At 43.1% G+C, this 12,324-nt stretch carries 6 protein-coding genes; 1 reads left to right on the top strand and 5 read right to left on the bottom strand.

Annotation, left to right across the window (positions count from 1 at the left end; all coding sequences use genetic code 11):
* The first annotated feature begins 387 nt into the window (after positions 1 to 387).
* Positions 388 to 3,438 carry an Ig-like domain-containing protein gene (locus tag K5R16_RS20200; RefSeq protein ID WP_220739953.1) on the top strand — a complete coding sequence of 1,017 codons (3,051 nt, stop codon included), beginning with the start codon at positions 388 to 390 and terminating at the stop codon, positions 3,436 to 3,438.
* A gap of 139 nt (positions 3,439 to 3,577) precedes the next feature.
* Here the strand turns inward: K5R16_RS20200 and K5R16_RS20195 are convergent, their stop codons facing one another.
* The 5 genes from K5R16_RS20195 to K5R16_RS20175 form a co-directional block, all read right to left on the bottom strand.
* Entirely contained in the window at positions 3,578 to 5,932 is a 2,355-nt protein-coding gene (locus K5R16_RS20195) for a hypothetical protein (protein WP_259649952.1), read from the bottom strand.
* Between the two features lie 459 nt (positions 5,933 to 6,391).
* Positions 6,392 to 7,180 carry a thioredoxin domain-containing protein gene (locus K5R16_RS20190; protein WP_220739950.1) on the bottom strand — a complete coding sequence of 263 codons (789 nt, stop codon included), beginning with the start codon at positions 7,178 to 7,180 and terminating at the stop codon, positions 6,392 to 6,394.
* A gap of 64 nt (positions 7,181 to 7,244) precedes the next feature.
* Positions 7,245 to 8,615: a sigma-54 dependent transcriptional regulator gene (locus K5R16_RS20185; protein ID WP_259649951.1), complete on the bottom strand. Its 1,371-nt coding sequence runs from the start codon at positions 8,613 to 8,615 to the stop codon at positions 7,245 to 7,247.
* A gap of 156 nt (positions 8,616 to 8,771) precedes the next feature.
* Positions 8,772 to 9,650, bottom strand: a complete 879-nt coding sequence (locus tag K5R16_RS20180; RefSeq protein WP_220739946.1) for an MBL fold metallo-hydrolase — start codon at positions 9,648 to 9,650, stop codon at positions 8,772 to 8,774.
* Between the two features lie 413 nt (positions 9,651 to 10,063).
* Complete coding sequence (locus tag K5R16_RS20175) at positions 10,064 to 12,241, bottom strand: M3 family metallopeptidase (protein WP_220739944.1); 2,178 nt, start codon at positions 12,239 to 12,241, stop codon at positions 10,064 to 10,066.
* Positions 12,242 to 12,324: the final 83 nt, after the last annotated feature.

The raw sequence follows: 12,324 nt of genomic DNA, 5'->3' as shown, positions 1-12,324 counted from the left end.
ATGTTGTGCATTATTAAACGTAAATCTAAGTATTTAGCAGCTAATCCCCCTCATTTCGCTTACTCGTATAAGCATTTTTCAAAACCTAAGTCCTAGAGTCTCCTCTGCACATATTCCATAAAATGCTGCTGGAACTGTTTCAATCAGTTAGCGTTACATGTGTTTGGAAAATGCATAATCGATCAAAAAATGATCAATACTTGGTTGTTATTTGGACTTGTCATTTGTTAGTATGCCCGCTTTGTTATTGCTCAAACCCAGTAAATATCAGGGGTTCTGTCTTTTAAGTAAATTCTGTAGCTATTTTTATTAAGAAAAAGAGCTAAAAAGAATAATTTGCAAAAAGAGCAGTTTATTTGAGTACGTTTGCTTTGAGGGGAGAAGGTTTTGAACAAAAAAAATGTCATATCGGCATCGAATTCGGCTGCTATTTCTATCAGCATCACAGCCATCGGATTATTAGCGCTGTCGGTCGTTATTTTTTCAGCTAACTCATTTGCTAGTCCAGTGAATGATAACTCCCAACTCGCAGATAAAGCGCTAAGTAATCACGTTAAGTTTCGTAAACAACAAACAGAAAGCTCTACGATAGCACTCGTTAACAGGTTGAGTCAGTATCGACATGCAACCCTTTCAAACAAAGAACTGTTAAAGCAAGCGTTGATAGAAAATGCGTTATTACGTCAGCATTTGCAATTTGAACTGGTTAAGTCAGACCCTGAAGCGGCAGTACGCACAATTCTGCCACGAGGCCTTATAAAAGATATGCCGGATGAGGTTCTTCCATTGTTGGCACATCAGCGTGTGCTCGAGGGAAGGTTGGAAGTTAGCTATGTGGATTATCAAAGCCATCAACATAAAAATATTAGCTACATGTTGGTCAATGGGGATCAAACGGTTGAGTTGCATTTACCTAGCAATATCAACAGAAGTTTACTAAAAACAGGTGCTCAAGTTAGCGTTACTGGGTGGATGTTTAAGGCCATTAATGCGGCTGAAATAAACTTAAGTGCATTGGTTGTTAATGATGAACTCAACAGTTTGGTGTTATTGGGCGATTCAGCTCCTGCAGTGGCCACTAGCGTGGAAACGTCTGGCAATGCAGCAGGAATAAGCAGTCATGGTGAGCAACGTACGCTGGTTTTATTAGTTAACTTTCAAAATAATGCTGAGCAACCATGGACCGTAGAAGAAGCGCAGCAATTAGTTTTCGGTAATGTAAATGCTTATTACCAAGAAGCATCATATGGTCAGACATGGTTAACAGGGGATGTCCACGGCTACTTTACGTTGCCAATAGATGCGACATGTAGCACTAATTTGATAGATAATCATGGTCGGCAGGCCGTCATTGATAGCGGTATACATGTTGATAACTATGATCGCTGGATCTATATCTATCCTCAAAACAGCGGTTGTGGTTGGACGGGGCAGGGAACCATAGGTGGTAGTCCATCTCGTGCATTCATTAATGGGTCTATGACACTGCGTACCGTTGGCCATGAACTCGGTCATAACTTCGGTCTCTATCATGCAAAAGATCTTGATTGCGGTGCCGACATTATTGGTGATAACTGCGCTTCAGCTGAATATGGCGACAGCATGGATATGATGGGAAGTTCAGGTATTACAGGTCATTTTAATGCCTTTAGTAAGCAGCAGCTTGGTTGGATCACAGCCTCTGCAGGTGAAGTGGTTACTGCTGACACTGATGGTAGTTATCAGTTAGAGCCCTTTGAAATCGCGCCAGCAGGAATCGCAAAGAGTATTAAAGTCCAACGTGGTGTTGATATCACTAACGGCGAGCCACAGTGGTATGTCCTTGAGTACCGACAAGCTTTAGGCTTTGATAAATTTCTAGAGCAAAAAAATGGCGTCACTGATGGAGTCGTACTGCATCTGGCGACGCAAAACAATATCAACAGTAATCTATTACTGGATATGCAACCGGATAGTGGACTGCGTGATTTAGATGACGCTGCTCTGCTGGTGGGAGCGAGCTATACAGATCCCGATGCGGGAGTGACAATTACAACAGAGTGGGCCGATGCAACGGGAGCGAGCGTGAGTGTTAGCTATACAGGTTCTAGCTGTATCAAAGCGAGCCCAAGCCTAACATTATTAGCTAATGAAACAGCCTGGGTCGCACCTGGCACCACGGTGAGCTATAGCGCATCAGTGAGTAATAACGATAGTGCAGGCTGTGAAATCTCTAGCTATAACATCTCAGCATTAGTACCGAGTGGTTGGAGTGTGGCAACAAAGTCTGTCAGTCTGTCGTCAGGAATGAGTGGGACTGTCTCGCTGGATGTGGTCTCGTTAGAGACTGCTGAGCAGGGTTTTTACGATATTGAAATAAGTGCCGTTGATAGCAGTAACCACGCATATTCGACCAAAGGCATCGTAAGTTATGTTGTAGAAACACCTCCAACATCCTGTGTTATGGCAAATCCAAGTTTTATTTTGTCAATTGATGATAGTGGCGAGCTAGCTGCTGGAGCGATGGCTACCTATAGTGGCACTATAACCAATCACGACAGTGACAGTTGTGATAACACTGATTTCGATGTGACAGCCAATGTACCCGCTGGTTGGCGTGCTGATAACCTTGTGGTCAGTTTGGCAGCAGGTGAGAGTCGCAATATCAGCTTCATTGTCGAGTCCTCAACTGCCGCTCAAGAGGGGACCTACAATTTTGAGCTAAGCGCAATAAACCGCTTAGACAGCCGTTATATTGGCAAAGATACTGTGAGCTATATGGTAATCAGTCCGCAAATTTCGTGTGTGCTTGCTGCGCCTTCGATAGTGATTGCGGACCCTCTAACGGTAGACGTTATCGCCGGAACTCAGGTTAGCTACAGTGCAACGGTAACGAGTCGAGATAGTGAGAGTTGCTTTGAGGCCAGTTTTAATGTGTTTGCAGATATCCCTTCTGGCTGGAGCACTAGTCAGACTCAGGTTAAACTCGCCCCCGGAGGCAGTGTTGTAGTCAATATTAATATAGCCTCTGCCCCTGCGAGTCCTGCAGGTCTATTTAACCTGACTGTTAACGCGCAAAATACTACCGAAATAGGTTACCTAGGTATTGATAGTGTCAGTTATATCGTTAAAGCTGCGCCGAATACTGCGCCTATTGCGGTTAATGATAGTGTCAATATGTCATCTAAAACCTCGGTCTTGATTGATGTGCTGTTGAATGATTATGATGCTGATAATGATGAACTGGCGATTGTGTCTGTGAGCCAAGCGAGCAAGGGAAGCGTGCAAATTACCTCGGCTGGTAAACTGCTATATACTCCAGCAAAAAGCTTTAAGAGTCGTGACAGTTTTTACTACACCATTAGCGATGGCGACATGGAGACAACTGCATCAGTGAGTTTAAGTTTGAGCAGTTCAAGCGGCGGTGGCCATAAAGGAAAGGGCAATGGTAAGGGCTAAGTTCAAAACTCAAAACTCAAAGCTCAAAATAGCTATCTCTAGTTAAAGGCTGGTAGTCTGGAAAGAATAAACTGGGCGGCGAAGGTTTCTGTCGCCCAGTGGTTATCAAGACAAAGTACTTTTTGTTGTCTCCTCGTCGTTACTCGACAATGTTAACTTCTGCAGAAATGAAATTAACAACTTCTGCACCATCGTCGTCTTCAACTGTTACCACTATGCCGTTTAATGCTCCTTGTGTAATAAACGCAACAGGTTGAGTATCTTCAAGACCGGGCTTCAGCTCTACGGTGAAAGCACAGTTATACACCTCAGAACCTGAACCGTTGTAGCCTAATACTGAGCCGATAGAACAAGGAGAATATGCGACACCTGCATGTTCACCACCTACCGAATTCAATATAGTAAAGGCAGGATGTTCATTACCGTCTGCGACAGTGACACCAAGTACAGTCAGCTCGGTTAAAGTGACATCTTCGACACCGGCATTGGTTAGTTCAACAACAACTAACATGCTGGCGGCAAATGCCATATCCGTATCTGGGGCTAGTGGTGTAAATTCAACGGTAGCGTCATTTGAAGCATCTACATCCTGTCCATCTTCATCGACCCCTCTAATGGTTGCGATATTGACGTGGGCTGGATCGCCGAATTGTCCCTGTAGTCCTTTGCTTATATCACAACTTGCATAGTCGCCAGGTTCTAAAACAAATCCGTTAAGGGCTGTCGGCGCAATAGCATTACCGTTCTTGCTGTCGACCATACAGCCTGCTGTTAGGCTACCGAATTTATTATCGGTTAGAGTGGTGAAGGTGACATCATCAACACCCGCTGCGTTAACGCTAAAGGTAAAGTTGTAACTTACGTTACTGTAATTGTTCGGATCATCACCCGTTTCAAGTACAGAAGTTGGAGTTGCAGTTTTAACCAAGGTTATGGATGATGGAACATCTCGTATATCAACCATAGCGGAGTCACTACCGGTAGCATCATCAAGCTCGTCATCGACTGCGGTCGCATTCACAGTATTGGAATGTTGATCGCCAGCATCACCGCCAATAAACTTAGTGAAGGTACAAGTATAAGTCCCCCCTAAGGCAATACTGGTAGACACTCCTATACACTCATCGCTAAGCAGATCACCAAAATCGGTGTCACTTAACACGGTAAGTGTGAGTGGAGAATCCCAGAAGGCAGCATCATTGTCGACCGTCACTGTAAATTCGACACTTGCACCAGGTTCCATAACCTCAGTAGGATCTGCTGTTTTGTTTACCGTAATCGCAGGTGCAAGATTAGTGATTTGTACTGTGACTTCGTCACTACAGTGATCGCCTGCAACACTACTTGGAATTGCGGCACAGGAATTACCGTCAGTGACAACATCGCCATTCTTATCTTCTAACGAAAGCTTGACTAAGTCGTCATAATACTCGGCACTTTGATCGTTGGGTAAGTCTCTATCAACGATATGTACAGTAAATTCACAACTGTATGAACCACTTGGCAATATTTCTCCACCATTTGCAGGTAAAGAACAGTTTGTTGCAGTGAGATAGACACCGTCTACGTTTGGATTGACCGCAACAGGGCTTCCCCAGAGGTTGATAGAGGTGTCAAATGTGCCTTCACCGCCAATATCAATCTCGTCGGTGAGTGATTTGATAAATAGCGAAGTCTGCGTATTGGGATTGGTAAAGCTCATCGAGTAGCTAAATGTTCCACCGGGTTCACTGCGTGATGATGGGCTGGAATTAGTCAGTGCTTTAATTACCACTGGTGGCGCTGGCTTGATAAAGACATCGATATTAAATGTGTCACAATTACATTTTGATTTGTTGTTAGGGATCTGACCTGCATAAGGGTCTTCACCATAAGTACAATTATCTCTTTCGATATTGTCCCATGCGGCACAGTAAGTGAAGTCGGCTTGATTGTTACCATCGGCATCGGCACATAACATAGTGATAGGTTGATTGTTGAGAACATATTCATCAGGTCCTAACGCCTTGGTAATGTCACCACATTGATCGCCATCTAACTGCACATCAGCGAGCTCGCCGCTATCTGCCGGTATAGGTAGGAGCATACTACAGTTTCGAAGACCGGCACCTTGTACAACCTGAGGGCTTTCTTCAGTCAAAGGTAAGTAGAAAGTAGTGTCCCAACGCGCATTAGCATTGGTACGTACTGTTACATCAGCATCGAATGTAAAAATTTGTCCTAAGTTACACTCTGCATTTGGATTTACAGGAGTGACTTTGGTAATTTCGACGTCGTTTGCGGTACAGTTCAGTGCGTTCTGGGCGAGCTTATTACCGCCTTTCATTAAGTAGGCATCAGCCATACAATACTTGGTTGGGTCTTCGTTCATGCCTAGCCAATCATAAGCTCCGGCATTTGCAGCGTTTAGGCTCGTCACACCATAAAGGGCTACAGTGCTTATTAGCGCTGCACTAAATGCGCTGATAAGCGGGTTGCATTTGAATCGTTTCATAATATTTACCATCCTATAAGTGAATATGGATAAAACGTGCTAATTACTTGCTATTTGGGGTTTTAATTACTTTCCATAACCCGCTAGTGGTGCGTTGACCTGCGTTTGCTGATAGGGCGGTTAACCGAGCAGGTTCGCTCGCTGTTACTGAGAGATGGCAGTAAAGTTCAAACTTAATTGACTAATAGATAGCAAGTAGTAGGCCGATACTTTAAGGCGCTAATACTTAAGAGTATTTAGTTATAGTGGGGTGATGTGGCGCGGAGTTGGGGCAGTTTATGTATCATAGTTGATACACTTGCAGTGAACACCATTAGGTCTTGCTTAAAAGATTCACTTCTAGGCAACTTTCGTTTAGTTCGAACAAACAGATCTTTAAGCATATTTTTGTCGAGGAAGTAATAGTTTATAAGCCCCTTAACAAGAAAGGAGGCTCATTTCATACACTGTAGGCGCTAGTTAATCTTCGGTAGATGTTTGATTGAGCAATGAATCGATTAACAGCGCGAATGTTTCATAGCTTTGTGCACCTACGACGAGTTTTGGGTTTATCAGCTGCCCATTTTCTACTCGACCGATTACAAAACTCGGTGTGCCTCTTATACCTAAGGAGGAACCGTAAGCGATATCTTGCTGTATTTTTACCGCGATCGCTTGGTCGTTTAAGCAATCGTTAAACTTGTTCATATCTAATGACAACTCTTGTGCACTTTTCAGATATAGCTCACTACTAAGCAGCTTCATATTCGCAAATAAAGAGGTACGCATCTGCCAGTAGGCATCTTGTTGCAAACTGCAATTAGCTGCGATAGCAGCACCTTTAGCCTTAGGATGAAAACCTAATGGGAAATCTCGAGTTACATAGTGAACTTTATCAGTATCAATATAACGACTCTTTATCTGAGAAAATGTCTTATCTATAAATCGTTTACAATAAGGGCATTGATAATCAGAAAACTCTATCATCGCGATGGGTGCATCATTGGCTCCCAGAAATGGAAGGTTATTATTTGAGTTGTAGTTAGCTTGAGTCGGCAAGGTTTTAAACTGTGGCTTTTGAGAACTCATTGCGATGGTATGAATATCTGTGACCTGACTGCCTATTCGAGAGAGTTCTTTTTTTAATTGGCTGAGCTCCTGCTTGAGCGAGGCGATATCCTCTTGCAAGCTTTCACTGCTTTGTGGCTGGCAAGCTGCAAAAGTGACTGATGCGATTAGCACCATAGACTGCTGTTTCAAATTTAACATGACTGCTATCCTCAGTGCTTAAGTGATGGCTAGGCGCAAAGAGTGGGCTTACTTCGCGTTTCGTTCACAGCTTTATTTTACATTTCTTAATGAGTCGATAGAAAGTGGTGCGAGAGATCTTAAGCTCTCTCGCCGCTGCAGATATGTTGTGGTTATTACGTTTAATTGCATCAAGTAATAGCTCAGTGTCTATTTCCACTCGGTGTTGGGCTAGATTGATGACATCATTTGTCTCTGGCAGTACTTTTAGGATGTTTATGCCTAAGTCTTTTTCTGTGAGTCGGTGGTTATTTGCCATGATAATTGCGCGGTGAATACGATTTTTAAACTCCCGAATATTACCTGGCCATTGATATTCATTCATTAATTTCAACGTATTAGGCGTTATTGTGTTTAATTGGTCGCTGGGGCTGTATTGCTTGAGGTATTCGTCTGCAAGTAGTGGGATATCCTCTTTATGCTCTCTAAGGCTAGGGGCGTAAAGGTGCAGTAGATTGATCCGGTAATAGAGATCTTCTCGAAATCGCCCCTCTTCAACTGCAATTTCTAAATTAATGTGTGAAGCAAATATGATCCGGCAATCAATCGTTATATTTTTACTGCCACCTACACGCTCGATAATGTGATCTTCTAGAAATTGCAGCAAGTTCACTTGTAACTCTAATGAAAGGTCACCGATTTCATCAAGGAACAGAGTGCCTTGATGGGCTCTTTCGATATGACCAATATACTGTTTGTCTGCACCTGTGAATGCGCCTTTTTCATGACCAAATAGTTCAGAGTGAATCAGGCCTGCAGGTAATGCACCGCAATTGACAGTGACAAAGGGACCCGCTTGACGTTGTGATTGACGGTGTATTAAATGAGCACAAAGGCCTTTGCCTGTTCCTGTTTCACCGCTGATAAGCACGGTTTCATCAACTTGTGCCATTTTTACAATTTTCTGTTTTAGCTGTTTGATTGCAGATGAATCACCAAGGATCGTCTCGGCTGCAAAGTCTGGGGCAGAAGACATTGAATGGAGTGATGCAAGTTTTGCCATGCCATAGGCATGCCCTAAGGTATGATGCAGTCGTTCCCATTCTATTGGGATATGATGGTAATCAGAGAAATAACGGGTAAGGTTGCTGTTTAAATTGCATTGAGTGACATTGGTATCGACTAAAATTGCGATCCAAATTAAATGGCTTACTTGGTTGTTGAGTTGATTCACCGCCTTTAAGCAGTTTTCTATGTCATCTAAGGTGAGTATTGCTATGGCTACTTTGATGTCATAATTTTTTAGGATCTGCAGGGCGCGAGTTATCCTATTGGCAGTATGGCATTGCCAATTAAATGATTTTAGTTCTATTTCTCCTTGAAACACCTTCTTTGAAACGTTGAGCACCAACAGATCCCTGTCTAGTGATTGGCAGTGCTTCAAATAACCCACCATCTTCTACTAAGGAAAGTTCTGTCTGTGGTACGAAATAGACATTGAACCAATACTTCTAAATTTTAGGCTGGATATGGGTATTAGCAAGTCTATGTCAGCCTTAATATGCAGTTAATCCCGCTGCATTATGGGTGAGAGGACATAGACCTTCTTGGTTTATAAACCTTTATGCAGTGTTTCTATCCATTTATCTTCTGAGATAAAATTCCAGCTCCAGCCTTTCCATTTTTCTGGTAAGCCTTGTTTCTTTAGATCTTCTAGTGCAATACCAGATTGCTTTTGATCTCTCATCCAGTTAATTGACGCATCTAACATGTGCTTAAAGCGCGCTAAATCACTCTTATTGGCTAAATCACCGTGACCAGGAATAACGATTGTCTTATCTGTCATATCACGTAACGCTTTAGCGACATTATCTCGATAACCTTCCACGTCACCGCCGGCTTTTAGATCGATATAAGGAAATTTGTCTTTAAAGAACAGATCACCCATATGCACTATGTTGGCTTTACTCCATATAACAACACTATCGCCGTCTGTATGACCGGGTCCCATATGACGCACTTTTAAAGCATCATCATTAAAGTGTACGGTTATGCCATGATCATAGGTGATTACCGGCAGTGCTTCAGGCGTAGTTTGTTCGTCTGATGCAAGGCGTTTAAGCACATTATGGTGGGCCATGATGGTACCGGTGCTGCCAAAGTGGGCATTACCGCCGGTATGATCGCCATGATAATGCGTATTGATGATGAACTTTGGACTACCTGCTTGGATCTCATTTAACGCCGCTGATATTTTATCGGCAAGTGGAGCAAATTGGTCATCAATCATCAGCAGGCCATCATTACCAACCGATACGCCAATATTGCCGCCTGCACCAACAAACATGTAAACGCTGTCGCTTAGCTTGATTGGTTTAATCTCTACATCTTTAAATCTATCATTGGCGATCACAGTATTGGTGATAACTGCTGCCGCAATTAGGGCGCTGTAACTTAGCATTTTTGTTGCGCGTTTAAATGATATGTTCATAGTATCGACCTTATTGATTGAATTTACTTATTTAAGCAAATAAGACTGATGTTACAGAGTTGTAGTGCAGAATGCATTAATGACATTCAACACATCATGTGGTTTGCAACGAGTGAAGAGCATAGTTGTGCTACGGTTAAGCTCGTTAACACAGCATCAGAATCGCTAAAACTCGCCATTCTGGAGCGTTTTTGGCTGGCTATTTCTATGTTGAACAACTTTACAAGGGAACAACCATTCTTTCAGTTATATCGCCTTGAATTAGTTCGCCAAAAGCAGTTCTAAGTTGATCAAATTCTTATATTGATTGGTATAACTATAAAAAAACCGAATACTATTGCGAGTATTCGGTTTGAGGGCTTGTTCAGTTTGCGCTAATCAGCAGGTGTACCAATTAACTTGAACTTCGCTTTTTATTTAGCGAGTAAACCACGACTGCGAAGCAATGGATCAATGCCGGCTTCTTTACCACGGAACTGCTTATACAGTTTCATCGGATCTTCGCTACCGCCTTGCGACAGGACGTTATCTCTAAAGGCATCAGCAGTCGCTTTGTCAAAAATACCGTTCTCTTTAAACGCTTCAAAAGCATCAGCACCTAAGATATCTGACCAAAGGTAGCTGTAGTAACCTGCCGAGTAGCCACCAGAGAAGATGTGCGAGAAGTAAGTACTGCGGTAACGTGGCGCAATCTCACTGATCAACCCCATTTTGTTTAGCGATTCTGCTTCAAATTTAGCAGCATCTTTTGGCATGAAGTCAGTCACTGTATGCCAATCTAAATCAAGCTTAGTGGCTGCCATGTACTCTACAGTTGCAAAACCTTGGTTAAACTTACTTGCAGCTTGGATTTTCTTTACAAGCTCTTGTGGGATCACTTCGCCTGTTTTGTAATGCTTAGCAAACTGAGCCAATACTTCCGGTTGTGTCATCCAGTTTTCCATCACTTGTGATGGGAACTCAACGTAGTCGCGTGGGACTGACGTACCTGCTTGAGAGCGGTACTCAACATCAGACAACATACCATGTAGCGCATGACCAAATTCATGGAATAGGGTGCTAGCTTCATCGAATGTTAATAGTGCTGGCTCGTTGCCTACTGGGCGAGGGTAGTTCAGAACGTTCACAATGATTGGCTTAGACTCAACGCCGTTCATGTTGTACTGCTGACGATATGAGTTCATCCAAGCACCACCACGTTTGCTGTCGCGTACGTAATAGTCACCCATAAAGATCGCCATTAACTCGCCATCTTTGTCGTAGACTTCCCATGTACGCACTTCATCATTGTACTTGGGTAGATCGGTACGCTCTTTCACTGTAATGCCGAATAAGCGATTGGCGGTATAGAATACGCCCTTAAGGGTATTTTCTAGTGAGAAGTAAGGGCGTGTTTGTTGCTCATTAAAGCTGTACTTAGCGACACGGATCTTGTCCGAGTAGTACCACCAATCCCAGCCTGCAAGCTTAAAATCACCGCCTTCAGAATCGATTAACGCTTGCATGTCGGCAACTTCAGCTTCAGCTTGTGCCAACGCAGCAGGCCATACTTTGTTCAGCAAGCCGTATACGTTTTCAGGCGTTTGTGCCGTGCGCTCTTCTAGTACAAAATGGGCGTGAGTTTTGTAACCCATTAGCTGTGCACGTTCTGCGCGCAATGCCGCCATTTTTGCAAGGATCTTTTTATTATCGTGTGCGTTGTTATTGTTACCGCGCTCTACATAACCTTTATAGATTTTTTCGCGCAGTTCTCGGCTATCGGCATAAGTTAAAAATGGCGTGATTGAAGGGCGTGAAGTGGTAAACACCCATTTACCTTCATGGCCACGTTTTGTAGCCGTTTGCGCTGCAACGCTAATAACATCTTCTGGTAAACCTGCTAAATCGGCTTTAGTGTCGATAACGAGTTCGAATGCATTGGTCTCAGCCAGCAGGTTGTCACCAAACTCTAAGCTTAGTTTACCGATTTGCTCGTTGAGTGCGCGCAGTTTGGTTTTGTCGGCATCGCTTAAGTTAGCGCCGCCACGAGTGAAAGATTTATAGGTATCTTGTAATAATTTTGCTTGAGCAACATTTAAGTTAAGTGAATCACGTTGGTCGTAGACGGCTTTAACTTTTTGAAATAGTGCGTCGTTTAGCAATACGTCATCGCCAGCGGCAGATAGCATAGGTGACACTTCTTTCGAGATAGCTTGAAGCTGCTCGTTGGTGTCTGCGCCTGTTAAGTTATAGAAAACGCTGGCAACTTTACTGGTTAATTCGCCTGAAAACTCCATTGCTTCAATGGTATTCGCAAAAGATGGAGCATCAGGGTTATCAATTATTGCTTGAATTTCGGCTTCATGCTGTGCAATACCGGCTTTAAAAGCGGGTAGGTAGTGTTCAGGCTTAATTTTAGAAAAATCCGGGATGCCGAAATAGGTATCGTATGGCTTAAAGAATGGGTTACTCGCGTTGTTTTCAATGATTTGCTGAGCAACAACATTTGGCGCTGTTTGGTTCTCAGTAGTGTTATTTGCGCTGCTGCATGCGCCAAGAGAAAGCGTGATTGCAATAGCTGCAACCAAAGGTTTGAGGGTTAATCCCTTCATATTTTAAATCCCCGAGTTTTGCTTGTTTTAATTTTCGCCAATATCTTTGCATTGACGTTAACGTCATTAAATATCACGGTTAG

Origin of the sequence: Shewanella sp. c952 (genome assembly GCF_019654975.1) — a bacterium.
Taxonomy (GTDB): Bacteria; Pseudomonadota; Gammaproteobacteria; order Enterobacterales; family Shewanellaceae; genus Shewanella.
The sequence above is the reverse complement of the archived record's forward strand: the minus strand, read 5'-3'. Positions and strand labels throughout refer to the sequence as shown.

Excerpts from the sequence above, each read along its gene's own strand:
- K5R16_RS20180 (WP_220739946.1), bottom strand. The coding sequence starts at position 9,650 with ATGAACATATCATTTAAACGCGCAACAAAAATGCTAAGTTACAGCGCC.
- K5R16_RS20195 (WP_259649952.1), bottom strand. The coding sequence starts at position 5,932 with ATGAAACGATTCAAATGCAACCCGCTTATCAGCGCATTTAGTGCAGCG.
- K5R16_RS20190 (WP_220739950.1), bottom strand. The coding sequence starts at position 7,180 with ATGTTAAATTTGAAACAGCAGTCTATGGTGCTAATCGCATCAGTCACT.
- K5R16_RS20185 (WP_259649951.1), bottom strand. The coding sequence starts at position 8,615 with ATGGTGGGTTATTTGAAGCACTGCCAATCACTAGACAGGGATCTGTTG.
- K5R16_RS20175 (WP_220739944.1), bottom strand. The coding sequence starts at position 12,241 with ATGAAGGGATTAACCCTCAAACCTTTGGTTGCAGCTATTGCAATCACG.